The following is a 21673-nucleotide window of genomic DNA, read 5'->3' on the forward strand; positions in this document are numbered from 1 at the left end:
GTGGCATACGAGGGGGTTTTTGACGGGCTGGGCCTGCGGGCCTGGTGCGATGCTGCGGGGGACAATGCGCCCCTGTCGATGGCCGATTTGTTGGCCAGCACAGGTGCGGAAAATGGGGGGGGCGGCGTGCCGTTCCCCTCGCTTGATGTGTTGCATGAGGCCTGCCCCCAGATCGCCCAAACCCGCGATGTGACCGCCGCGCTAGAGGACGGATTTCTAGCGATGCGGCCCGAGCTAAAGCTGGTGCTGGACCCGGTGACGCAGCCCCTTTCGTGGATGCTGGATAGCGCGTTGTGGTTTTTCACGAGTGTGCCGTGGTGGGTGCTGTTGCCGGCGTTGATTTATCTGGCGTGGGCTGTGTCGCGGTCCCGTGGGGTGACGCTGTTTGTGGCGCTGTCGTTCTTGGGGCTTGGGGTGATTGACCACCTTGAGGTCGCGCTTGAGACGCTCTCGATTATCTTTGTTTGTACGTCGATATCGGTGGTTTTGGGTGTGCCCATCGGCATCGCGATGTCGCGCAGCAAAGCGGTGCAGAGGGGCATTTTGCCTGTGTTGGACCTGCTGCAAACGCTGCCGACGTTTGTGTATCTGATCCCGCTGATATTCCTGTTTTCAGTAACGGAATCAAAGCTGTATGGGATTGCGATTATTCTATACGCGATTGTCCCAGTGATCCGATTGACGGACCTTGGCATTCGTTTGGTGGACCGCGATGTGATTGAGGCAGCGGACGCCTTTGGCATGTCGCAGCGTCAAAAGCTGTGGAAAGTGCAACTGCCGCTCGCGCTGCCGAACATCATGGCAGGAGTGAACCAGACCATCATGATGAGCCTTGCGATGGTCGTCATTGCCAGCCTTGTATCCGCACCGGGATTGGGTGTGCTGGTCCTGCGCGGCATTCGCAATCTAGAGCTTGGCGTGGGGCTGGTGGCGGGCATCGGCATCGTGTTGTTGGCGGTCATTCTGGACCGCACGTCCAAGGCGGCGTTAGCGCGTGTGGACCGGGCAGGAAAAGCTGAATGAGCATGCCGAAAATTGCCCTGCGTGGGCTGTACAAAATCTTTGGTCCCGATGACGCGGCGATGATGGCGCATGTTCGCGCGGGCATGGGCAAGACCGAGCTTTTGGAGCGGCACAAACACGTGCTTGGGTTGCAGGATATCTCGGTCGATATGCAGCCCGGAGAGATCACGGTCGTGATGGGTTTGTCTGGCTCTGGCAAGTCGACGCTGATCCGCCATTTGAACCGGTTGATTGAGCCGACGGCTGGCGAAATCCTTTTGGATGGTGAGGATGTGACTGCGCTGGGTCCGGATGCGCTGCGCCAATTGCGCCAAAAACGCATGTCGATGGTGTTTCAGAAGTTTGCTTTGCTGCCGCATCGGACGGTTCTGCAAAACGCAGCGACCGCGTTAGAGGTGCAGGGCGTTGACCGCCCGACCCGTGAGGCGGAGGCGCAAAAGTGGCTTAAACGCGTGGGGCTGGATGGCTATGAGGGGCGGTATCCCGCGCAGCTTTCGGGGGGGATGCAGCAACGTGTCGGTATCGCGCGGGCGCTGACCTCAAACGCTGATATCATGCTGATGGATGAGGCGTTTTCCGCGCTGGATCCGTTGATCCGGACGGATATGCAGAACCTGTTGCTGGAGCTACAGGTTGAGCTGCAAAAGACGATTGTCTTTATCACGCATGATCTGGATGAGGCCCTGAAGCTGGCGGATCATTTGGTGATTCTGAAGGACGGCGCGGTGGTCCAGCAGGGTGAGCCGCAGGGGATTCTGCTGGCCCCGGCTGATCCGTATATCGAGGATTTTGTGCGCGATATTAACCGCGCGCGGGTGCTGCGTGTTCGTTCAGTTATGGGGCCGGTGCAGGACTGCACCTGTGCGGGTGACGTGGACCCGGACGACACGCTTGAGGCGTTGATTACCCGCTCTGGCGGAGAGACAAGCCTATGCTACCGCGTTGTAAAAAATGGTGAAATTCTGGGTCAGATTGACATGCGGGACCTCGTGCGCGCCTTGGTGCCACGCGGGGTGACGGGGACCCATTAACCCCAAAAGTTACAGAAAACCGCCGCCGATCACGGGCCTGAATTTTTTTCTTGATCGGTTTTGAAATTGGCCCCATATGCGCGATTATAGACGCCAACGCACGCGCCTCTGGCGAGGTGGGCATAGCACCCACGCGGTTACGTAGCGACGGTAACGTCTCTGTTTGGAAGTGAGCGGTCTGAGCCGGGGGAACCCGGAATGGCCGGGTCTGATTGGAGATGACCATGAACGCATACGTAGCCGACCTGTCGGGTCGCACCCCTATCCGTGCGCGCACCCGCGCCGAAACCTATATCGACACAAACAGTTTTGATCACCCGACCCTTGTGGTGGACGTGGACGCAGTTGAGACGCAGTTTCGCGCGTTGGCGGCGGGCCTTGGGCGCGCGCATATCCATTACGCGGTCAAAGCGAACCCTCATGAAGCGATCTTGGCCCGTTTGGTTGCGCTTGGATCCGGGTTTGATGCTGCGTCACGCGGTGAGATCGCGATGTGCCTTGATGCAGGCGCGCGCCCCGATCAAATTTCCTTTGGGAACACGATCAAACGCGCCTCGGACGTGGCGTGGGCCCATGGTGTGGGCATCTCCTTGTTTGCGGCCGACGCAGAAGAAGAGCTTGAGAAAATCGCCGCCAACGCCCCGGGCGCGCGGGTGTATATTCGTGTGATTGTCGACAACCCAGAGGCTGATTGGCCCCTTTCGCGCAAGTTCGGCTGCGCAGCGGATAAGGTTTTGTCGCTGCTGGCTCATGCGCGGATGCTGGGGCTAGACCCGCACGGGCTGTCGTTTCACGTTGGTTCGCAAACGCGCGAGGCCCGCATGTGGGAGGGCACTTTGGATCAGGTGGCGGCCATTTGGTATCGTGCCTTGGACGAAGGGTTTGCGTTGGAATTGTTGAACATTGGCGGTGGTTTTCCTGCGTTTTACGGCCAGGATATTGAGGCCCCAACCGCCTATGCCACCCGCGTGATGGAGCGTGTGACCGCTCGCTTTGGTGACGTGCCGCATATCATGGCAGAGCCGGGTCGCGGCCTTGTGGCAGAGGCCGGGGCGATTGCTGCTGAGGTGATGCTGGTGTCTCGGAAATCGGACGATGACCTGCACCGTTGGGTGTATTTGGACATCGGCAAGTTTTCAGGGCTCGCGGAAACCATTGATGAGGCGATCCGGTATCAATTCATCACGCCCCGTGACGGGGATGAGGTGGGGGCCTGCGTTTTGGCGGGGCCGTCGTGCGACAGCGCCGATGTGTTGTATGAAAACCGCCCGATCCAATTGCCGCTGTCGCTGCAGGCGGGGGATAAGGTGATTATCCGCAATTGCGGGGCCTATACCTCGACCTACAGCTCGGTTGGGTTCAACGGGTTTCCGCCGCTGGATGTAGTTGTGATCTAGGCGAAGGCCGCCTCAAGCGCGATTTCGACCATGTCCCCAAAGCTTGATTGGCGCTCCTGCGAGGGGAGCGCCTCATGCGTCAGGAGGTGGTCCGAGACCGTTAGGACAGAAAGCGCGCGACAGCGGTGGCGGGCGGCAAGGATGTAAAGTTCTGCCGTCTCCATCTCAACCGCGAGAATGCCGTGGCGGGTCATCTGCTCATTCAGGTCGGGGCGTTCATCGTAGAACGTATCAGAGCTATAGATGCCACCGACGTGGACGGTGCTGTTCTTGGCCTTGGCGGCGGTGTGGGCGGCGTTCAATAGGTTGAAATCGGCGCAAGGGGCGAAGTTGAGCTCCTTGAAGATGGTCGAGGACGGGGTGGAAACCGTGCTTGCTGTCATCGCAAGGATCACGTCACGCATGCCGACATTTTCTTGCATCGCGCCGGTTGAGCCGATGCGGATCAGCGTTTTGGCGCCGTAGGTGGTGATCAGTTCATTGGCATAGATCGAGAGGCTGGCCATGCCCATGCCAGAGCCGTGGATCGTGACGGGGTTGCCGCGCCATGTGCCCGTATAGCCCAGCATGCCGCGCACCGCGTTGACCTCTTTGGGGGCGTCGAGAAAGGTTTCGGCGGCCCATTTGGCGCGCATCGGGTCGCCGGGCATCAGGACGGTTTCGGCGATATCGCCGGGTTGGGCGGAAATATGAGGGGTCATGGCGCGTCTCCTGTTGTTGGACCACGTCTAGCGGATTGCGCTAGTCTGGCAAACAGGCCGCGAGGGCTTCGAAACTTTGCTCGATGCTTAGGTGCCGCCCGTCGCCGAAAAACGCCTCCAATTTGGGGAGGGCGGCGATCGCTTGGTCCAGTTGAGGGTCGTTGCCCCGTTCATAGAGGCCGGATTGCACCATCATTTCGGCCCGATCATAGGCGCCAATAAGGCGACGCGCTTGGCTGAGCAGGGTATTTTCCGGTTCGGTCGCGGCGTCGGGCAAGCACCGAGAGACGGAGCGCAGCACGTCAATTGCGGGGTATCGGCCCCGTTCTGCGATGTCGCGGTTCAGGAGGATGTGCCCATCAAGGAGCCCGCGCAGGATGTCGGCCACGGGTTCCTCCATGTCGGAGCCCGCGACAAGAACGGACATCACCGCCGTGATCATGCCCTGACCCTTTGCGCCCGGTCCGGCCCGTTCGCTTAGCGCGGCGAGCGCGTGGGTCAGGCTGGGGGGGAAGCCGCGCATATTGGCCTCTTCGCCGGCGGAAACGGCCACCTCGCGGTAGGCTTCGGCAAAGCGGGTGAGGCTGTCGGCAAGGAAGAGGACATGCGCGCCCTGATCGCGGAAATGTTCGGCGATGGTCATCGCGGTCCAAGCCGCGCGGCGGCGCAGGTTGGGGGCCATATCAGAGGTCGCGGCGACGATAATGCTCCGTTCCATCCCTTCGGGGCCGAGGGCCTTTTGGATGAATTCCTGTAGCTCGCGCCCGCGTTCGCCAATCAGCGCGATGACCGTGACATCGGCAGGCACACGTTTCGCCAGCCGCCCCAAAAGCGTCGATTTTCCCACGCCAGAGCCTGCAAAAAGGCCGATCCGTCGCCCCTTGGCCAAGGGGAGAAAGGTGTCCATGACGCCGACCCCGGTCTGGAGCCGTTCGCCCATGATCTGACGCGCGTGCGCGGGGGGCGCGGGCGCGTGGACGGATTTTGACAGGGGGCCCATCCTGACCGTTGAGCCATCCATCGGGACACCGAACGGGTCCAGCACGTGGCCAATCCAGCTGTTGTCCGGGGCCAAAAGCGGCGCGCCCAACAGTTTGACAGGGGTGCCAATCGCCACGCCGTCAAGCGATCCGTAGGGCATGATTGTCACGGTGTCCGTGCTGAGCCGGGTGATCTCACCGTGATGATTCTGTCCATGTTCCGCTGAAAAGCTGACCTCGTCGCCCTGACGCGCGACCTTTGACAGCCCCGCAACCACAAGGGCGTTGGCGTTGATTTCAGTGACATATCCCAAATCATACACAGGCTTCAGGCGCGCGACTTCCTTGCGCAAGGTCGTGAAAAGCTCGGCGGTAACCATAATGATGTTTTCCGTTTGTTCCTTACTCTTTCTAAAGGAATCACAGTTAAGGCTTGGTTGAGATTAATCGGAGGAGAAGCCCCGATGCTTGAGAAAATTGGAATACTAAATCTAGCGACTGACAAAGCCCGCCATGCAGCGGCCCGTCAGGAAGTTGCGGCACGTAATGTCGCCAACGCCGACACCCCGGGGTACCGCGCCCGGGATGTGACTGAGTTCAAGGCTGAGCTTGATCCAGGCTTTCGGGCGCGTCGCACCCATCCTGCACATTTTGACTTTTCTGCGCCGCGTAATGAGTGGCGTGAGATCGACGCCGGTGGCGCGGCTGATCCCAATGGAAACAGCGTTTCCTTGGATGAAGAGGTGCTGCGATCCGTTCAGGCGGAGCGTGACCATAGCCGCGCTATCACCGTTTATCAGGCTTCGCTTGGCGTTTTGCGCGCCGGGCTAGGCCGTAGGTAAGGAGTTTAGATCATGGGTTTTTCCAACACACTTGAGGTTCTTGCGAGCGGCATGAAAAGCCAGTCCCAGCGGCTGCGGCATGTCTCTGAGAATATCGCGAATGCCGATACCCCGGGCTACCGCCGCAAGATGGTGTCGTTTGAGGCGATGGTGAAGGCTGGTGAGAAGTCCGGCGCGGTTCAGTTGGGGCCGGTGCAGTTGGATCAGAGCGACCTTCCAAAGGTGCATGACCCTTCCCATCCGTTGGCGAGCGAAACGGGCCATTATGACGGGTCCAACGTCGATCTGTTAATTGAATTGGCCGACGCCCGAGAGGCGCAACGGTCCTATGAAGCCAACCTCAAGATGTTTGAGCAGACACGCAAGATGTCGAACAAACTCAATGAGATAATGAGACAGTAAGGGGGAGATGAGAGATGGATATTCGTTCTTCTTTTGCGCAGCAAGCCTACGGCGCTGGGCGGTCAATTGCGCAGCCCAAGCCCCAAGAGCAAACGCCTGCAGGACCTGACTTTGCAAAGATCGCGCAGAACTTTGCGCAGACTGTTCAGCAAGGTGAGGCGCAGGCCCAAGCGGCCATGACAACCGGGGCCGACCCGCATGCTTTGGTCACCGCTTTGGCCGAAACCAGCCTTGCGGTCGAGACGGCCGTGACCGTCCGCGACAAGGTCGTCGAAGCCTATCAAGAAATCTTGAGGATGCCGGTATGAGGGGTCTGTTTCATGGATGAGTTTATCTTTTTCGACACGATGCGGCAGGGGCTCTGGGCAGCACTTTTGATGTCCACGCCGATCCTGACCGTGGCCCTTGTTGTGGGTTTGATCATCGGCTTGGTCCAAGCGCTGACGTCTATTCAGGAAATGACCCTGACCTTTGTGCCAAAACTGGGGGCCATTATGGTCGTGTTTTGGGCGACGATGGGCTTCATGAGCACGGTCCTTACGGACTTTTTCGGGGATACGATCATTCCCCTGATCGTGAGCATCTGATGTCAGACGGGATTTATACCACGCTGACGCGGCAGTCCGGCCTGATGCGAGAAATGAGCATGGTGGCCAACAACATCGCCAACGCCTCGACGACGGGTTACCGCGCTGAGGGGCTGATCTTTTCGGAGCATGTGAAGGATTTGGGCGAGGGGCAGCCTTCGCTGTCGATGGCTACGGGCAACGGGCATGTCACCCGCTCGGTGCAGGGTGCGCTGAGCCAGACGAATGGCACCTATGATTTGGCCATCGAAGGGGATGGTTTTTTCCAAGTTGAGGGCCCCGAGGGCGAGATCCAATTGACCCGCGCGGGTGCGTTTTTGCCCAATGATGCCGGGGATCTTGTCACGCCCGAGGGCTTGCGGGTGTTGGATGCTGGTGGTGCCCCGATCTTTATCCCACCCGACGTGAGCGATGTGCACATCAGCATTGATGGCACGCTTAGCGCGGATGGCCGGCTGCTGGCGCAGATCGGTTTGGTGATGCCCGAAGATATCAACTCTCTCGACCGGACGAATGGGGTGAGCTTCACGACCGACGGCGCGCTTGAGCCGGTTGAAAATGGGCGCGTCCTGCAAGGGTTTCTTGAGGGATCAAATGTCGACGCGGTCTCTGAGATTTCTCGGATGATCCAAGTGCAACACGCCTACCAGATGGGCCAAGGCTTCATGGAGCGGGAGGACGAGCGGATGCGCTCTGTGACCCAGCTCATAGGCCGATAGAAAAAGGAGACCAACATGCGTGCACTCCAAATCGCAGCCACGGGCATGAGCGCCCAGCAGACACGAGTCGAGGTGATTTCCAACAACCTCGCGAATATGAACACCACTGGTTATAACGCCCGACGGGCTGAGTTTGCGGACCTGCATTATCAACAGGTGACGCGCGCGGGCTCTATCGCCGCGTCTGATGGGACGGTTGTCCCTGCGGGTGTGCAGTTGGGGCTGGGGGTGCGGCCGACCGCTGTGACGATGAATGTGAACCAAGGGGCGCTGTCCGCAACGGGCGGCGATCTGGACCTCGCGATTGAGGGCAAGGGCTACATTGAAGTGACGCTGCCCTCGGGTGTGTCGGGGTTCACCCGCGATGGCGCGCTCAAGATGACGGGCGATGGCCAACTTGTCACGAGCGATGGCTACCCTGTGGTACCCGACATCACGGTGCCCGAGGACACACAGTCGCTATCGATTAACCCTGAGGGTGAGATTTACGCCTATTTCAACGATCGGACTGAGCCGGAGCTTTTGGGTCAGCTGACGCTTTCGGGGTTTTCGAATGAAAAGGGTCTTGAGGCGATTGGTGGCAATCTGTTCCGAGAAACCGGAGCGTCTGGGGCGCCATTGGTGGGCACGCCCGGTGAAAACGGGTTGGGGTCCTTTCGCCAAGGCTACCTTGAGGACAGCTCCGTTGATGCGGTGAAAGAAGTTACCGACCTGATCGAGGCGCAGCGTGGGTATGAGTTGAATGCCAAGGTCATCACTGCGGCGGACCAAATGCTTAGCGCGACAACGCAGATCCGGTGATATCATGAAACTAATCTTAATGATGTTTGTCTTGTTAATGCCCGCCGCGGCTCGCGCGGATGCCGTGTTGGCGGCCATGACAATTCGCAGTGGTACGATCCTAACGGCGGATCACCTCAGCCTCAGCGAGATGACGTTGCCCGGTGCGGCCACCGACCCCAAGGCACTGATCGGTATGGAGGCGCGCGTGAACCTGTATGCGAACCGCCCCATTCGCCCCGAAGACGTTGGGCGCCCCACTTTGGTCGAACGCAACGCAATCGTGCCGCTGGTTTTTAACGCGGGTGGTCTTTTGATCACGACCGAGGGGCGCGCGCTGGGCGCCGCGGGTGTGGGCGAAACCCTGCGCGTCATGAACCTTGCCTCTCGATCCACTGTCTTCGGCACCGTGACTTCTGACGGTTCCGTCATCGTTAACCCCAACAGATTTTAATTGGACCTTCCCATGCTTTTGAAACGTTCCCTGCTTATCCTGTGTGCATTGTCTGTAACGGCCTGTGATCGCCTGTCCGAGGTGGGTAAGGCGCCGGAATTTACGCCCATTACGGGCGGTTATGAACACAGCGCCATGGTCAGCAACAGCTTTCCAGAGATGGCCGAGCGAAGGCCGGGGGTGCAGCGGGCCTCGCTTTGGTCCGGGGATCGGCAATCCCTATTGGGAGATCGTCGGGCCAGCCGCCGGGGCGATATCATGACCGTTGTGATTGAGATTAACGATCAGGCTGAGATTTCGAATAGTACGGATCGCTCGCGCTCTGGTTCGGAGGCGATGGCGATTCCGCAGTTCCTTGGGCTGCCACAGTTGATTGATCGTCAACTGCCGGGTGACGCGACCCTTGGCAATGGTGTGAATGCGAGCGGATCCAGCTCATCTTCGGGCGATGGGTCTGTACGGCGCAACGAAAAGCTGACCCTCCGCGTGGCTGCGACGGTTGTTGATGTGCTGCCCAATGGGGTCGCCCGGATCGAGGGGTCGCAGGAGGTGCGCGTTAACTTTGAAGTCCGCGAGTTACTGGTTAGCGGATTTGTGCGGCCTGAGGATATCTCACGGCAGAATGAGATCACCTACGACAAGATCGCTTCGGCGCGTATTTCCTACGGTGGTCGTGGGCAAATCTCTGACATGCAGCAGCCGCGCTATGGTCAGCAGGTTGCCGATATTCTTTTACCGTTCTGAGGTTTGACATGATGAAATTCATTCTCCCGCTTTTGTTGGTGGTTCTTGGCGTCGGGGGCGGGGCGGCCGCTGGGTTTTTCTTAAAGCCTGCCCCGGTGGAGGTTGTCGATGAGGATGGCGCGCATGATTGCCTGCCGTCAGAGACCACTCAGACGCTCAAGGCCGTAGAAGCTGAGACGCCATCGGAGTTGGAGTATGTTAAGCTTAACAACCAGTTCGTTATTCCAGTGCTGAAATCTGGTCGGGTGGCCGCGCTGGTGATCCTCTCGCTGAGTGTCGAGGTCAGCGGTGATCAGGATGCGACTGTCTATGAACGTGAGCCAAAGTTGCGCGATCTGTTCAATGAGGTGCTGTTTTTTCACGCGAATACTGGTGGTTTTGATGGCGTTTTTACGGATTTCAGCAAGATGGAGATGCTGCGAAAGGGTCTATCTGAGGCTGCGCACAAGGCGCTGGGCGGTACCCATGTTGGGGTGTTGATCACGGATATCGTGCGTCAGGACGCATAGGGCCTTAGGTCGTCGGCAGTGAACAGAAATGCTTTGCCAAAGCCGCCGTTCAGGAAAGCGTCATCAAGGCCAAAGTCGAACGCGATGAAGTCGGTGAAATCGAAATAGAGGGCTGATTTGGGCAGGTGGGTTAACCATGCGTCCCGGATGGTGGCTTTATCGACGGGTTCAGGTTGGACGTGCAGGGTGGCCCGCGGTGCCGTCAATGCGTCGCCCTTGGCCGCGGGTTCCCCGACCAATAGGGCGCATTTTGCGCCAGATTGTAGGGCGGGTGTGTGCAGAGATAGCTCCGACACCAGTGTGACGAGGCCGTGCCCCGGCAGGCAGAGAAGTGCAATTCGGCTGGCCGATGGCGTTGCGCGCTTTGGGTCTAGGTAAGACAACACGCCATGCCGCATTTCGGCAAGCAACCTGTCCATGGTTGCGCGGGCATCGTCATCAACTGGGCGAAACGGGTCGGTCATACGAGGAAGATGGGCCACAGTCGCTACGCGGGCAAGCGGCAAACGTCTGATGCATATCAAAGACGTTTCTTTGGGCTCGATTATTGTGAGGGAACTAGAAAGAGGGATTAATCATGTACTCCAATATCCTTGTTCCGATCGCATTTGACGATAAACGTGATGTTTCGCAGGCCTTGAACGTGGCGCGCAAGTTGCTTGATGAGGGCGGCAAAATCACGGCCATCCACGTGCGTGAGCATCTGCCATCCTATGCGACCGAATACCTGACCAAAGAGCAAATGGAGGGAAATCGGGCTCAGCTGGTGAATGGGTTGCGCGAAAAAACTGGCAATAGCCCAGATATTGATGTGGTCGTGGTGGAGGGCCGCTCGGGCCATAGAATTTTGGAGGAGGCCGAGCGTCGTGAGACGGATTTGATCGTGATCGCCTCGCATTGCCCGTCGGTCCAGGATTATTTCCTAGGCTCTACCGCTGCGCGTGTGGTCCGGCACGCGAAATGTTGCGTGCATGTTGTGCGCTAAAGGGCTGTGATTGGCCACCCGAACCTCTGGGCTTGAGCCGCCCCGACACCGCGCCTAAGCTCCGCCCAAATAGGGGAGGCGCAGATGGCAACGGGTACAAACATTCGCACATATTTTGAGGGCCGCTGGCACGACGGCGACGTGCCCGTTATGCGCGCGGCTGATCATGGGATGTGGCTCGGGTCGAGCGTGTTTGACGGCGCGCGGTGGTTTGAGGGCCGCGTGCCCGACCTTGCGGCGCATTGCGAACGGGTCAACCGATCCGCCGAAGCGTTGATGATCACGCCCACGGTTTCCCCCATAGATATGGTGCAAATCGTTGAGGAAGGGTTAAAATCCTATGGCCCCAATGACGCCGTTTATATCAGGCCAATGTATTGGGCGCTGGAGGGTGGCCCGCTGGGCGTTTTGCCCAAAATGGGTGCCACGGGGTTTGCGATCTGCCTTGAGCAAATTCCAATGGCCCCGCAGGACACGACCACAACCCTGACCATGACCCAATTCCGCCGTCCCGTCCTTGAGGATGCGGTGTGCAATGCTAAGGCTGGCTGCCTTTATCCAAACAATGCGCGCATGTTGGCAGAGGCTACGCGCAAAGGGTTTGGCAACGCGTTGGTCGCGGATGCCATGGGCAACGTGGCCGAAACCGCCACCTCAAACGTGTTCATGGTGCGTGACGGTGAGGTGTTCACTCCCATCCCCAACGGCACATTCTTGGCGGGCATCACGCGGGCGCGGCACATGGATAACCTGCGCCGTGACGGGGTTAAGGTGCATGAATGTGTGCTTAGCTTTGATGATTTTCGCAGCGCAGATGAGGTGTTTTTGACCGGCAATATGACCAAGATTACGCCGGTGACAGCCTTTGATAACGTCCAATATCAAGTCGGCCCCATCGCCCGCCGCGCGCGTGAGTTGTATTGGGATTGGGCGCTGAGCGAGGCCTAACCCGCGTATTTGCCATTGCCAGAGGTGGCCGGAGCATGCACAGTCCGAGCCGATCAATCGGGAGGATCCGATGCGCAAGTTTCTTGTTGTGCTCGACGACAGCCGTGAATGTTTGAATGCGATCCGCTTTGCCGCGATGCGCGCCGCCAATACGGGGGGCGGGGTCGAAGTGCTGGCCGTGATCCCGCCAGAAGAGTTTAACCACTGGATTGGTGTGGGCGACATCATGCGCCAAGAGGCGCGCGAACGGATTGAGGCACATTTCGAAGTATTCGCAAAATGGATGCGGGACCGTCAAAATATCGATCCCGAGTTGGTCATTCGTGAGGGCGAAGTGTTCGATGAAATCCTCGCTCAGGTAAAGGCGGACACGGATATTGGGGTCCTTGTTTTGGGCGCTGGCATCGACAAAAACGGTCCCGGTCCGCTTGTGACACAACTGACGCGGATTGCGGGCAACCTGCCCATTCCCGTGACGATCGTCCCCGGTGAGATGTCGAAAGAGCAGCTAGAAGCTGTAACCTAAGTTAGAACCGTTCCAAATATCTTGACCTTTTGCCTTTGGATTTGCATATAAGAAGTCCAATCGAAGGAAGCTGCCCATGTTTATCCAAACGGAATCGACGCCAAACCCTGCGACCTTGAAATTCCTGCCCGGTCAGCCCGTGATGGACCTAGGCACTGCGGATTTTACCACTGCTGAGGCGGCACAGACCTCTCCGCTTGCGACCCGTTTGTTCGGGGTTGAAGGCGTGACGGGCGTGTTCTTTGGCACGGATTTTGTGACCGTGACCAAGGATGAGCCCGTAGAGTGGGATCATATCAAACCCTCGATTTTGGGTGCGATCATGGAGCATTACCAGTCCGGCGCGCCCATCATGGAAGGCGATGCGGGCTCGGGCCACACGGATGTGGATCACGGTGAGGACACTGTCATTGTTGGCCAGATCAAAGAGTTGCTGGACACACGCGTGCGCCCAGCGGTGGCCCAAGATGGCGGTGATATCACGTTCCACGGCTTTGACCGGGGTGTGGTTTATCTGCACATGAAAGGCGCCTGCGCGGGCTGTCCGTCTTCGACCCTGACGCTCAAGATGGGGATTGAGAATTTGCTGCGCCACTACATCCCAGAGGTGCTGGAGGTCCGGCCCGTTGCCGTCTGACCCCCTTGTTTTAGGCTTTGACACATCGGCCGCGCATTGCGCGGCCGCTTTGCTTTGCGGTGACCGTGTTGTGGCCTCGGTTCACGAGGATATGGGCCGTGGGCAGGCGGAGCGCTTGATGCCTCTGCTCGAAGATGTCCTTGGACAAGGCGGCACGACATGGGCCGCGTTGGATGCGATCGGCGTGGGGACTGGCCCTGGAAATTTCACGGGTATTCGCATTTCTGTTGCGACGGCGCGGGGGCTTGCGCTGGGCCTAGGGTGCCCTGCGATAGGGGTGAACGGGTTTGATGCCTTGGCGTGCGGCGCGCGCGATGTGACAACACTTTGCGCTGTGGCGGCCCCACGTGATCACCTGTATTTGAGCGCTGACGCGGATTTGCCTGCGCGGCTTGCCCCTGTTTCGGATGCGGCGGAGCGGACTGTTATTTGCGCCACGGACACCCCTGCCATGGCGGCGGCTGGCCTACGAGTTATCGCGCCCGCGCATCCCATTGCCGAGGCTATAGCACGAGTTGCAATGGCGCGAATTGGACAAGACGTATTGCGCCCGGTGCCACTGTATATTCGTCCTGCGGATGCGGCGCCTTCGCGCGAAGCGGCCCCTATTATTCTGCCGTAATGATGATGCCCGAGGATATGGCGGCTTTGCACGCGCAGTGTTTTCAGGCTGCACCGCGACCATGGTCTACGCAGGAATTTGCGGCCTATGCGCAGGATGCGAACGCTTTGATTCACTGCATTGAGGGCGGCTTTGGCGTGGTGCGCGTGATCGCGGATGAGGCTGAGTTGCTAACGCTTGCGGTTGATCCAGCGCAGCGGCGGCAGGGTGTGGGCGATGCGTTGGTGCAGAGCCTTTGCAAAGTGGCAAAGATGGCGGGCGCGCAGGACATGTTCCTAGAAGTTGCTGCTGACAATGCCGCGGCTTGCGCGCTTTATGCCAAGCATGGCTTTGCGCAGGTGGGTCGTCGTCCTGCCTATTATGCGGGCACAGACGCATTGGTTCTGCGCCGGGCGATGTAACGGCACGTCGGTGGAGAAATTAGTCAAAAAGCAGTTGACCCTTCCCGGTTGCTGCGGCCTTATTCTGCGCATGCTCGCGAGGGGTGGCGCCCGTCTGGTTGCGCCCTCCGTTTGAAAACCTGGGAGATACAAATGAACCTTAAGCAGAAATTTCTTGGCGCTGCTGCCATGCTTGCACTCACGGCGGGTGCCGCCGCTGCGGAGCCGGGCCTGATCATCGATCTGGGCGGTAAATTCGACAAATCCTTCAACGAAAGCGCGTTCAACGGCGCACAGCGTTGGGTGGCCGAGACCGGTGGCGAATACGTCGAAACCGAGCTTGCGAATGAGGCTCAGCGTGAGCAAACCATGCGCCGGATGGCCGAGCGGGGCGCGAACCCGATCGTCGTTTTGGGCTTTGCGAACGCCTCTGCGCTCAGCGAAGTGGCGCCCGATTATCCCGACACTAACTTTGCGATCATCGATGTTGACTGGCTTGGTGATCTGCCAAACGTGCGCCAAATCGCATTTTCCGAGCATGAGGGATCGTACCTTGTGGGTATGATGGCGGCAAAAGCGTCTGAGACCGGGACGGTTTCGTTCGTTGGCGGCATGGACGTGCCGTTGATCCGAAAATTCGCCTGCGGCTACGCCCAAGGTGTTCTGGCCGCGAACCCCGAGGCGACTGTGATCGCCAACATGACCGGTACAACGCCCACCGCTTGGAACGACCCGGTGCGCGGCGCCGAATTGACGCGCAGCCAGATCAGCCAAGGCGCAGATGTGGTTTACGCAGCGGCGGGCGGCACAGGTATTGGTGTGCTGCAAGCAGCCGCAGATGAAGACATTCTGTCCATCGGCGTCGATAGCAACCAAAACTTCCTGCACCCCGGTGAGGTTCTGACATCCATGCTGAAGCGCGTGGATAACGCCGTTTATGACGTGTTCTCTGCCGGTGCTGAAGGCTTTGAGGCTGGTGTCGTGCGGATGGACCTGTCCAACCGTGGCGTTGGCATTGCGCTTGACGGGTTCAACGAGGCCATCGTGCCGTTTTCCATGCTGTCAGAGGTGTATGCCGCCGCTGATCAGATCGTGAGTGGCGGGTTGACGGTGCATGACTACACCAGCGACGACAGCTGCCCCGTTTTGACGTTCTGATAGGGCATGTCTGACGTGCAAACTCTTCAACAGGGGCGGTCCGACGGGGCCGCCCTTGCTATTGAATTGAGGGGAATTTCCAAGTCCTTTGGGCCCGTGCAGGCCAACAAGGATATCTCAATTCAGGTCGCAAAAGGCACGATCCACGGGATTATTGGCGAAAACGGTGCGGGTAAATCCACGCTGATGTCGATCCTGTATGGGTTCTACAAAGCCGATGCGGGCGAGATTTTTGTCGGTGGTCAAAAGACTGCAATCCCCGACAGTCAGGCGGCGATTGCTGCGGGCATCGGGATGGTGTTCCAGCACTTTAAACTGGTTGAGAATTTCACAGTTTTGGAAAACGTGATCCTAGGTGCCGAGGAGGGCGGGCTGTTGAAGCCGTCCCTTGGCAAGGCGCGCAAACTGTTGGGCCAGCTGGCCAAAGACTATGAGATGGACGTTGATCCCGACGCGGTGATTGAGGACCTTTCGGTCGGTCTGCACCAGCGAGTTGAGATCCTGAAGGCGCTGTATCGGCAGGCGGATATCTTGATCTTGGATGAGCCGACGGGCGTGTTGACCCCGTCTGAGGCAGATCATTTATTTCGTATTCTCAAAGGGCTACGCGATCAGGGCAAGACGATTATTCTGATCACCCACAAGCTGCGTGAGATCATGGATATCACGGATACCGTGAGCGTGATGCGCCGTGGTGAGATGACCGCGACAGTTAAAACACGCGACACCAGCCCCGAGCAATTGGCGGAATTGATGGTGGGGCGCAAAGTGCTTTTGCGGGTCGACAAAGTGCCCGCCACCCCGGGCAAGACAGTGCTTGAGGTTGAAAACCTGCGGGTGCGCGACGCTCAGGGGGTTGAGCGGCTAAAGGGCGTGAGTTTGGATATCCGCGCGGGTGAGGTTCTGGGCATTGCTGGCGTGGCTGGCAACGGTCAGTCCGAGCTGTTGGAGGTATTGGGCGGATATGCCACCGGTGATGGTGTCGTTCGGCTAAATGGACAGGCGATTGATCTGTCTGGGCGGTACTCTGATGGTCGGTCACGCCGCGCGAGCGGCATTGCCCATGTGCCCGAGGATCGCCAGCGTGAAGGCCTGATCATGGACTATCATGCGTGGGAAAACACCGGTTTTGGCTATCATCACGATCCTGCGTACAGCAGCGGCATTTTCATGAATAATCGGGCTCTGAAGCAGGACACGATCGACAAGATGGAGCGGTTTGACGTGCGCCCGCCCAACCCGAATTTGCAGGCCAAAAGTTTTTCTGGTGGCAATCAGCAAAAGATCGTTGTCGCGCGTGAGATCGAGCGTAACCCGGACCTTTTGTTGATCGGTCAGCCGACGCGCGGCGTGGATATCGGGGCGATTGAGTTCATCCACAAGCAGATCGTGGCCCTGCGTGATGCAGGCAAGGCGGTGCTTTTGGTGTCGGTCGAGCTGGATGAAATTATGGCTCTATCAGACCGCATCGCAGTGATGTTTGACGGCCAAATCATGGGCGAACGCCTACCGTCCGAGACCAATGAGACAGAGCTTGGCCTGTTGATGGCTGGCGTTCAGCAGGGAGCCGCGTGATGCCCAAATGGGTTGATATCCTTTTGATCCCGCTGATCAATTTGGCTTTGGCCTTGTTCGTGTCCGGGCTGGTTGTGGCCTATATCGGTGAGAACCCTTTTGAGGCCGTTGCGATCCTTGTGAAGGGGGCCGTCGGGTCTCCCTATGGCTGGGGTTATACGCTGTATTACACCACCAATTTCATCTTCACCGGGTTGGCCGTCGCCGTGGCATTCCATGCGCGGTTGTTCAACATCGGGGGCGAAGGCCAAGCGGGCCTTGGCGGGCTGGGCGTGGCGTTGGTGCTGCTGGCTTTGCCGTGGCCGCACTGGTCCATCGCGCTTTTGGCGGCGATGGTGGGGGCAATGGCGTTCGGCGCATTTTGGGCTGCGATCCCGGCCTATTTGTTGGCCAAGCGGGGCAGTCACATCGTGATTACCACGATTATGTTTAACTTTATCGCATCCGCGTTACTGGTCTATTTGCTGGTTAACGTGATTAAGGTCCCAGGCTCCATGTCGCCCGAGACTGCACGGTTTGGCGTGTCGTTGCCCAACGCAAATGACGTGCTGCCGTGGGTTGGTTTCCCCCGGTCAACGCCATTGAACGTTACATTCGTCGTGGCGTTGCTGGCCTGTGTTGCGGTTTGGGTTTTGATCTGGCGCACGCGATTGGGCTATGAGATCCGCGCCTACGGACATTCGGAACCTGCGGCCTTGTACGCAGGTATTTCGCCGGTTCGGATCATCATGATGACGATGCTTATTTCGGGCGGATTGTCCGGGTTGATGGCGATCAATGCGGTCATGGGAGAGGCCGAACGGCTGGTTCTAGACCCTGTGCAGGGCGCGGGATTTGTGGGCATCGCAGTGGCGCTGATGGGTCGCTCGCATCCTGTTGGTGTTTTCCTCGCGGCGCTGCTGTTTGGGATGTTGTATCAGGGCGGGGCCGAGTTGGAATTTGAACGACCCGCGATCACCCGTGAGATGATTGTGGTCATTCAGGCTTTGGTCATTTTGTTTACCGGTGCGCTCGACAATATGGTGCGCTCTCCGGTTGAACGGTTCTTTGTGAATCTGAACAAGAGGGCCGCATGATGGACCTGCTCGGAGTGCTTCAAATCTTGGACAGCACGGTGCGTATGGCGACACCATTGCTGTTGGCGTGTCTTGCGGGATTGTTCTCAGAACGGGCTGGGATTTTCGACATCGGGCTCGAGGGCAAGATGCTGATGGCCGCGTTTTTTGCAGCTGCCTTTGCCGCCTTTACAGGCAATGTCTGGATCGGGCTTCTGGCGGCTATCGTGGCGTCGCTTGCTCTGTCGCTGTTGCACGGTTTGGCGTCCATTACCTTTCGGGGGAACCAGCTGATTTCGGGCGTTGCGATCAACTTTCTGGCGGCGGGTGTGACGGTTGTCATCGGGCAGGCGTGGTTTGATTTGGGGGGACGTACCCCAGCCCTAGAGGGGGGCGGCCGGTTCCAAGAGGTGACGCTTCCCTTCGCAGACGCCTTGGCGCCAGTGCCGGTTCTTGGCCCCATATATGCCGAGCTGATCTCAGGTCATTCACCACTCGTTTATGTGGCGCTTTTGTTCGTTCCGCTTAGCTGGTGGGTCCTGTTTCGCACGCGGTTTGGCCTGCGCCTGCGCGCGGTGGGTGAAAACCCCGCAGCGGTGGATACCGCAGGTGTCTCGGTTGTTGCTTTGCGGTTCTATGCGGTTGGGATTTGTGGCGTTTTGTGCGGTATTGCAGGGGCTTATCTTGCGACTGGCCTTGCGGCGGGCTTCGTTAAGGACATGTCTGCTGGGCGCGGGTTCATCGCGCTTGCGGCGCTGATTTTTGCGAAATGGCGGCCGTGGTATGCGCTTTATGCGTGCTTGTTGTTTGGTTTCCTTGAGGCCATTGGCAACCGCTTCCAATCAATCGAACTGCTGGGCATCGCGGTTCCGTCGCAGTTCATGCAGGCGTTGCCCTATATCCTGACGGTTGTGATCCTCGCGGGTTTTGTGGGCAAGGCGATCCCGCCCCGCGCCGGAGGTGAGCCTTATGTCAAAGAACGCTGAGGCACTGGCCGCCCAGATCCGCGCGATTGCAGGTGATGCGCCGGTACGGTTTGGGCTGATCCTCGGCTCTGGCCTTGGTCATTTGGCGGAGGCTGTGGACGGGGTCAGTATCCCGTATGACGAGCTAAATGGCTTTCCGCACGCTGGTGTCTCCGGTCACTCGCCGCACCTTGTGATCGGTGAGTTGGAGGGTCAGCGCGTCGCGATCTTCGGCGGCCGGGCACACTACTATGAAAACGGACGCGGCGACGCGATGCGCTTGCCGCTTGAGGTGCTGAAGGCGCTTGGCGCTGAGGCCGTTTTGCTGACGAACGCGGCGGGCTCACTTCATCCAGAGATTGATCCCGGCGACATCATGTTGCTGTCGGACCACATTAACTTTTCTGGGCTGAATCCGTTAATTGGCGAACCTACCGATGCGCGCTTTGTGCCGATGACGGATGCCCATGACACGACCCTAAGGGCACAGCTGCGGGCAGCAGCGCAGGCGCAAGACGTTGACTTGGCCGAAGGCGTCTACGCTTGGTATTCGGGCCCGTCATTTGAAACCCCCGCCGAAATCAGAGCCATTCGTACGCTTGGGGCTGACGCTGTTGGCATGTCGACGGTGCCCGAAGTAATCCTTGCTCGGTTCTTGGGGCTACGAGTGGCCGCGATCTCAACGATTACGAACAAGGCCGCTGGCCTGTCGAATGAAAAGATCAGTCATGAGCACACTAAGGCGATGGCTCCTCTTGGCGCGGCCAAGCTAGAAAAGGTCCTCCGACAGTTTTTGCGCGACTTTTAGGTCCAGTTTCTGCGGGCCCATCGTGCCACTTTAGAAATTGAGGCGCTGCGTCTCATTTTCCCGGCGGTTGGGTTTGCTTTTCATCCGGTAATCGGCTTTTAAGGGGAAAAGCCACGCCTGGTGGACCCAGCCAATGCAAATTTACCTGCCAATTGCCGAAGTTTCGGTGAACGCCTTCCTCCTTTTGGGATTGGGAGGGATCGTTGGAGTGCTGTCCGGCATGTTTGGCGTGGGCGGTGGGTTCCTTATGACGCCGCTGCTGTTTTTCATCGGCATTCCCCCCGCTGTGGCCGTGGCGACTGAGGCGAACCAGATCGTTGCTTCGTCCTTTTCCGGGGTGTTGGCGCACCTGAAACGACAGACTGTCGACCTCCGAATGGGCGGGGTTTTGCTGGTTGGCGGCCTTGTGGGGGCAGCCGTCGGTGTGGAGGTTTTCACGCTTTTGCGCGAAATGGGCCAAGTCGATCTGCTGGTTAAGCTGTGCTACGTCGTCTTCCTGGGGCTTATCGGCGGCTTGATGTTCATCGAAAGCCTGCGCGCGATCCGGCGGTCCCGGGCGCCGGGCACGACCAAGGTCATTCGCAAACAGCGTACATGGATCCACGCGCTGCCGTTCAAGATGAAGTTCCGCACATCTGGTCTCTATATCTCGGTCATTCCGCCGCTTGTTGTGGGTGTTTTGGTCGGGATTTTGGCTGCGATCATGGGTGTTGGCGGCGGGTTCATCATGGTGCCGGCGATGATCTATATCCTTGGTATGCCGACAAAAGTCGTTGTTGGAACGTCGCTGTTCCAGATCATTTTTGTGACCGCGTTTACCACGCTGCTGCACGCGACGACGAACTACACGGTCGACATGATCCTTGCGGTTCTGTTGTTGATTGGCGGCGTGATCGGCGCGCAAATTGGTGCGCGGATTGGCGTGAAGCTGAAGGCGGAGCAGTTGCGTATCCTGCTCGCGATCATGGTGCTGGCGGTATGCGGCAAGCTGGCGTTGGATCTACTGCTCACACCGGCTGAAATCTATTCAATCGGAACAGGGGGGCACGGCTGATGCGCAGGCTGTTTGCCCTTCTTTGCCTGTTGTTGCCCGCGCAGGCCCACGCCTTTGCGGCTGAGGATGTCGTGGCCGATCTGAGCCAGAACCGCGTGTCGATTAACACCAGTTTTGATGGCTCTGAAATCCTCGTGTTTGGCGCGGTCAAACGGTCCCGCCCGGTGCCGGTTGGCACGCCCCCGCTTGAGGTGATCATCACCGTCAGTGGCCCGTCTGAGCCGGTTACCGTGCGGAAAAAAGACCGGCGGTTAGGGATTTGGGTCAACACGGAGTCGGTTGATATTGATGCCGCGCCAAGCTTTTACGCGGTCGCGACATCCGGTGCGCTAGGTGATGTGTTAACCGAGACCGAAGATCAACGTCACAAGGTGTCTGTTGCGCGTGCCATTCGGTCCGTTGGTGCGCCTGCCTCCATTTCTGACGCGCAGTCCTTTACCGAAGCGTTAATGCGTATTCGCGCCAATGATGAGCTGTATGTTACCTCCGAAGGCTCGGTCGAACTGGTACAAGAGACACTGTTTAATACAGAAATTCGATTGCCCGCCAATCTGGTAGAAGGCGCCTATGAGACCCGGATTTTCCTGACCCGCGGGGGTGAGGTTACGGCCATTTACAATGATGTCATTGAGGTTAGCAAAGTCGGGCTAGAGCGTTTCATTTACAATCTCGCGCACGAACAGCCGCTGATTTACGGCTTGCTATCATTGTTTATTGCGATTTCGGCAGGGTGGATGGCCTCTGCAGTGTTCCGATTTATTCGTTGAAAATCAACGTTCTGCGTTAAATGT

General features: G+C 58.5%; 28 protein-coding genes. 25 read left to right on the forward strand and 3 right to left on the reverse strand.

The annotated features are described in order from the left end of the window. The 3 genes from PM04_RS04130 (at position 1) to PM04_RS04140 (ending at position 3451) form a co-directional block, all read left to right on the forward strand. Entirely contained in the window at positions 1 to 1023 is a 1023-nt protein-coding gene (locus tag PM04_RS04130; RefSeq protein WP_038004055.1) for a proline/glycine betaine ABC transporter permease, read from the forward strand. Further along, entirely contained in the window at positions 1020 to 2054 is a 1035-nt protein-coding gene (locus PM04_RS04135) for a glycine betaine/L-proline ABC transporter ATP-binding protein (protein WP_038004056.1), read from the forward strand. Before PM04_RS04130 ends, PM04_RS04135 begins: the two co-directional genes overlap by 4 nt. Positions 2055 to 2278: 224 nt before the next feature. Further along, on the forward strand, positions 2279 to 3451 hold the full coding sequence (locus tag PM04_RS04140) for a type III PLP-dependent enzyme (RefSeq protein WP_038004057.1): 1173 nt from the start codon (positions 2279 to 2281) through the stop codon (positions 3449 to 3451). Here PM04_RS04140 and deoD read toward each other — a convergent pair. Then, positions 3448 to 4152: a purine-nucleoside phosphorylase gene (deoD, locus tag PM04_RS04145; RefSeq protein WP_038004058.1), complete on the reverse strand. Its 705-nt coding sequence runs from the start codon at positions 4150 to 4152 to the stop codon at positions 3448 to 3450. The genes PM04_RS04140 and deoD overlap by 4 nt on opposite strands. Positions 4153 to 4192: 40 nt before the next feature. Continuing rightward, a complete protein-coding gene (locus tag PM04_RS04150; protein WP_038004059.1) occupies positions 4193 to 5512 on the reverse strand; it encodes a FliI/YscN family ATPase in 1320 nt (439 codons plus the stop codon). A gap of 84 nt (positions 5513 to 5596) precedes the next feature. Between PM04_RS04150 and PM04_RS04155 the strand changes: the two genes are divergently transcribed. Genes PM04_RS04155 through PM04_RS04195 form a run of 9 tightly spaced genes read left to right on the forward strand, consistent with a single transcriptional unit; the run spans position 5597 to position 10169 of the window. Beyond that, positions 5597 to 5974, forward strand: a complete 378-nt coding sequence (locus PM04_RS04155; RefSeq protein WP_038004060.1) for a FlgB family protein — start codon at positions 5597 to 5599, stop codon at positions 5972 to 5974. A 9-nt stretch (positions 5975 to 5983) separates the two neighbouring features. Beyond that, entirely contained in the window at positions 5984 to 6376 is a 393-nt protein-coding gene (gene flgC / locus PM04_RS04160; protein ID WP_116904364.1) for a flagellar basal body rod protein FlgC, read from the forward strand. A 14-nt stretch (positions 6377 to 6390) separates the two neighbouring features. Then, positions 6391 to 6684: a flagellar hook-basal body complex protein FliE gene (fliE, locus tag PM04_RS04165; protein ID WP_038004062.1), complete on the forward strand. Its 294-nt coding sequence runs from the start codon at positions 6391 to 6393 to the stop codon at positions 6682 to 6684. 12 nt (positions 6685 to 6696) lie between these two features. Further along, positions 6697 to 6963, forward strand: a complete 267-nt coding sequence (locus PM04_RS04170) for a flagellar biosynthetic protein FliQ (RefSeq protein ID WP_038004064.1) — start codon at positions 6697 to 6699, stop codon at positions 6961 to 6963. Beyond that, positions 6963 to 7682, forward strand: a complete 720-nt coding sequence (locus PM04_RS04175; RefSeq protein WP_038004065.1) for a flagellar hook-basal body complex protein — start codon at positions 6963 to 6965, stop codon at positions 7680 to 7682. The genes PM04_RS04170 and PM04_RS04175 overlap by 1 nt, the downstream gene beginning before the upstream one ends. 15 nt (positions 7683 to 7697) lie before the next feature. Beyond that, positions 7698 to 8483, forward strand: a complete 786-nt coding sequence (gene flgG, locus PM04_RS04180) for a flagellar basal-body rod protein FlgG (protein ID WP_038004067.1) — start codon at positions 7698 to 7700, stop codon at positions 8481 to 8483. A 4-nt stretch (positions 8484 to 8487) separates the two neighbouring features. Further along, complete coding sequence (gene flgA / locus PM04_RS04185; RefSeq protein WP_038004068.1) at positions 8488 to 8916, forward strand: flagellar basal body P-ring formation chaperone FlgA; 429 nt, start codon at positions 8488 to 8490, stop codon at positions 8914 to 8916. Between the two features lie 12 nt (positions 8917 to 8928). After that, positions 8929 to 9660, forward strand: coding sequence for a flagellar basal body L-ring protein FlgH (gene flgH / locus PM04_RS04190; protein WP_038004069.1), 732 nt, complete (start codon positions 8929 to 8931; stop codon positions 9658 to 9660). Between the two features lie 8 nt (positions 9661 to 9668). Further along, positions 9669 to 10169 (forward strand): hypothetical protein, encoded by a 501-nt coding sequence (locus PM04_RS04195; protein WP_038004070.1) that lies wholly within the window; start codon positions 9669 to 9671, stop codon positions 10167 to 10169. Here PM04_RS04195 and PM04_RS04200 read toward each other — a convergent pair. Next, positions 10157 to 10651 carry a pyridoxamine 5-phosphate oxidase gene (locus PM04_RS04200; RefSeq protein WP_234702804.1) on the reverse strand — a complete coding sequence of 165 codons (495 nt, stop codon included), beginning with the start codon at positions 10649 to 10651 and terminating at the stop codon, positions 10157 to 10159. The two genes, PM04_RS04195 and PM04_RS04200, sit on opposite strands and share 13 nt — an antisense overlap. Before the next feature lie 95 nt (positions 10652 to 10746). Between PM04_RS04200 and PM04_RS04205 the strand changes: the two genes are divergently transcribed. From PM04_RS04205 to PM04_RS04265, 13 genes are all read left to right on the forward strand, one after another. After that, positions 10747 to 11154 carry a universal stress protein gene (locus PM04_RS04205; protein ID WP_038004072.1) on the forward strand — a complete coding sequence of 136 codons (408 nt, stop codon included), beginning with the start codon at positions 10747 to 10749 and terminating at the stop codon, positions 11152 to 11154. Positions 11155 to 11238: 84 nt separating this feature from the next. Further along, positions 11239 to 12102 carry a branched-chain amino acid aminotransferase gene (locus tag PM04_RS04210; RefSeq protein ID WP_038004074.1) on the forward strand — a complete coding sequence of 288 codons (864 nt, stop codon included), beginning with the start codon at positions 11239 to 11241 and terminating at the stop codon, positions 12100 to 12102. Positions 12103 to 12172: 70 nt separating this feature from the next. Next, positions 12173 to 12628: a universal stress protein gene (locus tag PM04_RS04215; protein WP_038004075.1), complete on the forward strand. Its 456-nt coding sequence runs from the start codon at positions 12173 to 12175 to the stop codon at positions 12626 to 12628. Between the two features lie 76 nt (positions 12629 to 12704). Beyond that, positions 12705 to 13265, forward strand: a complete 561-nt coding sequence (locus PM04_RS04220) for a NifU family protein (protein ID WP_038004076.1) — start codon at positions 12705 to 12707, stop codon at positions 13263 to 13265. Further along, complete coding sequence (tsaB, locus tag PM04_RS04225) at positions 13255 to 13887, forward strand: tRNA (adenosine(37)-N6)-threonylcarbamoyltransferase complex dimerization subunit type 1 TsaB (RefSeq protein ID WP_038004077.1); 633 nt, start codon at positions 13255 to 13257, stop codon at positions 13885 to 13887. Before PM04_RS04220 ends, tsaB begins: the two co-directional genes overlap by 11 nt. Then, complete coding sequence (gene rimI, locus PM04_RS04230) at positions 13887 to 14288, forward strand: ribosomal protein S18-alanine N-acetyltransferase (protein ID WP_052068196.1); 402 nt, start codon at positions 13887 to 13889, stop codon at positions 14286 to 14288. Before tsaB ends, rimI begins: the two co-directional genes overlap by 1 nt. Positions 14289 to 14420: 132 nt before the next feature. Continuing rightward, the gene (locus tag PM04_RS04235; protein WP_038004079.1) at positions 14421 to 15425 is read left to right on the forward strand and encodes a BMP family protein; all 1005 of its coding nucleotides are present in this window, start codon (positions 14421 to 14423) and stop codon (positions 15423 to 15425) included. A gap of 6 nt (positions 15426 to 15431) precedes the next feature. Beyond that, on the forward strand, positions 15432 to 17000 hold the full coding sequence (locus tag PM04_RS04240) for an ABC transporter ATP-binding protein (protein WP_038004081.1): 1569 nt from the start codon (positions 15432 to 15434) through the stop codon (positions 16998 to 17000). Continuing rightward, complete coding sequence (locus tag PM04_RS04245) at positions 17000 to 18076, forward strand: ABC transporter permease (RefSeq protein ID WP_038004083.1); 1077 nt, start codon at positions 17000 to 17002, stop codon at positions 18074 to 18076. The genes PM04_RS04240 and PM04_RS04245 overlap by 1 nt, the downstream gene beginning before the upstream one ends. Next, positions 18076 to 19041: an ABC transporter permease gene (locus PM04_RS04250; RefSeq protein ID WP_038005058.1), complete on the forward strand. Its 966-nt coding sequence runs from the start codon at positions 18076 to 18078 to the stop codon at positions 19039 to 19041. Before PM04_RS04245 ends, PM04_RS04250 begins: the two co-directional genes overlap by 1 nt. Continuing rightward, the gene (locus tag PM04_RS04255; protein WP_038004085.1) at positions 19025 to 19828 is read left to right on the forward strand and encodes a purine-nucleoside phosphorylase; all 804 of its coding nucleotides are present in this window, start codon (positions 19025 to 19027) and stop codon (positions 19826 to 19828) included. Before PM04_RS04250 ends, PM04_RS04255 begins: the two co-directional genes overlap by 17 nt. 133 nt (positions 19829 to 19961) lie before the next feature. Then, the gene (locus PM04_RS04260; protein ID WP_038004087.1) at positions 19962 to 20882 is read left to right on the forward strand and encodes a sulfite exporter TauE/SafE family protein; all 921 of its coding nucleotides are present in this window, start codon (positions 19962 to 19964) and stop codon (positions 20880 to 20882) included. Further along, a complete protein-coding gene (locus PM04_RS04265; RefSeq protein WP_081945917.1) occupies positions 20882 to 21649 on the forward strand; it encodes a TIGR02186 family protein in 768 nt (255 codons plus the stop codon). Before PM04_RS04260 ends, PM04_RS04265 begins: the two co-directional genes overlap by 1 nt. Positions 21650 to 21673: the final 24 nt, after the last annotated feature.

It is taken from the genome of Thalassobacter sp. 16PALIMAR09 (assembly GCF_000765485.1).
Taxonomy (GTDB): domain Bacteria; phylum Pseudomonadota; class Alphaproteobacteria; order Rhodobacterales; family Rhodobacteraceae; genus Thalassobacter; species Thalassobacter stenotrophicus.

Bases quoted from the DNA above. Each gene is read 5' to 3' on its own strand.
- PM04_RS04150 (WP_038004059.1), bottom strand. From the start codon at position 5,512: ATGGTTACCGCCGAGCTTTTCACGACCTTGCGCAAGGAAGTCGCGCGC.
- PM04_RS04205 (WP_038004072.1), top strand. From the start codon at position 10,747: ATGTACTCCAATATCCTTGTTCCGATCGCATTTGACGATAAACGTGAT.
- PM04_RS04210 (WP_038004074.1), top strand. From the start codon at position 11,239: ATGGCAACGGGTACAAACATTCGCACATATTTTGAGGGCCGCTGGCAC.
- PM04_RS04135 (WP_038004056.1), top strand. From the start codon at position 1,020: ATGAGCATGCCGAAAATTGCCCTGCGTGGGCTGTACAAAATCTTTGGT.
- PM04_RS04245 (WP_038004083.1), top strand. From the start codon at position 17,000: ATGCCCAAATGGGTTGATATCCTTTTGATCCCGCTGATCAATTTGGCT.
- PM04_RS04260 (WP_038004087.1), top strand. From the start codon at position 19,962: ATGCAAATTTACCTGCCAATTGCCGAAGTTTCGGTGAACGCCTTCCTC.
- PM04_RS04175 (WP_038004065.1), top strand. From the start codon at position 6,963: ATGTCAGACGGGATTTATACCACGCTGACGCGGCAGTCCGGCCTGATG.
- flgA (WP_038004068.1), top strand. From the start codon at position 8,488: ATGAAACTAATCTTAATGATGTTTGTCTTGTTAATGCCCGCCGCGGCT.
- PM04_RS04265 (WP_081945917.1), top strand. From the start codon at position 20,882: ATGCGCAGGCTGTTTGCCCTTCTTTGCCTGTTGTTGCCCGCGCAGGCC.
- PM04_RS04140 (WP_038004057.1), top strand. From the start codon at position 2,279: ATGAACGCATACGTAGCCGACCTGTCGGGTCGCACCCCTATCCGTGCG.
- PM04_RS04250 (WP_038005058.1), top strand. From the start codon at position 18,076: ATGGACCTGCTCGGAGTGCTTCAAATCTTGGACAGCACGGTGCGTATG.
- flgG (WP_038004067.1), top strand. From the start codon at position 7,698: ATGCGTGCACTCCAAATCGCAGCCACGGGCATGAGCGCCCAGCAGACA.
- PM04_RS04195 (WP_038004070.1), top strand. From the start codon at position 9,669: ATGATGAAATTCATTCTCCCGCTTTTGTTGGTGGTTCTTGGCGTCGGG.
- fliE (WP_038004062.1), top strand. From the start codon at position 6,391: ATGGATATTCGTTCTTCTTTTGCGCAGCAAGCCTACGGCGCTGGGCGG.
- PM04_RS04220 (WP_038004076.1), top strand. From the start codon at position 12,705: ATGTTTATCCAAACGGAATCGACGCCAAACCCTGCGACCTTGAAATTC.
- PM04_RS04235 (WP_038004079.1), top strand. From the start codon at position 14,421: ATGAACCTTAAGCAGAAATTTCTTGGCGCTGCTGCCATGCTTGCACTC.
- PM04_RS04215 (WP_038004075.1), top strand. From the start codon at position 12,173: ATGCGCAAGTTTCTTGTTGTGCTCGACGACAGCCGTGAATGTTTGAAT.
- PM04_RS04240 (WP_038004081.1), top strand. From the start codon at position 15,432: ATGTCTGACGTGCAAACTCTTCAACAGGGGCGGTCCGACGGGGCCGCC.
- rimI (WP_052068196.1), top strand. From the start codon at position 13,887: ATGATGATGCCCGAGGATATGGCGGCTTTGCACGCGCAGTGTTTTCAG.
- flgH (WP_038004069.1), top strand. From the start codon at position 8,929: ATGCTTTTGAAACGTTCCCTGCTTATCCTGTGTGCATTGTCTGTAACG.
- PM04_RS04155 (WP_038004060.1), top strand. From the start codon at position 5,597: ATGCTTGAGAAAATTGGAATACTAAATCTAGCGACTGACAAAGCCCGC.
- PM04_RS04170 (WP_038004064.1), top strand. From the start codon at position 6,697: ATGGATGAGTTTATCTTTTTCGACACGATGCGGCAGGGGCTCTGGGCA.
- PM04_RS04255 (WP_038004085.1), top strand. From the start codon at position 19,025: ATGTCAAAGAACGCTGAGGCACTGGCCGCCCAGATCCGCGCGATTGCA.
- deoD (WP_038004058.1), bottom strand. From the start codon at position 4,152: ATGACCCCTCATATTTCCGCCCAACCCGGCGATATCGCCGAAACCGTC.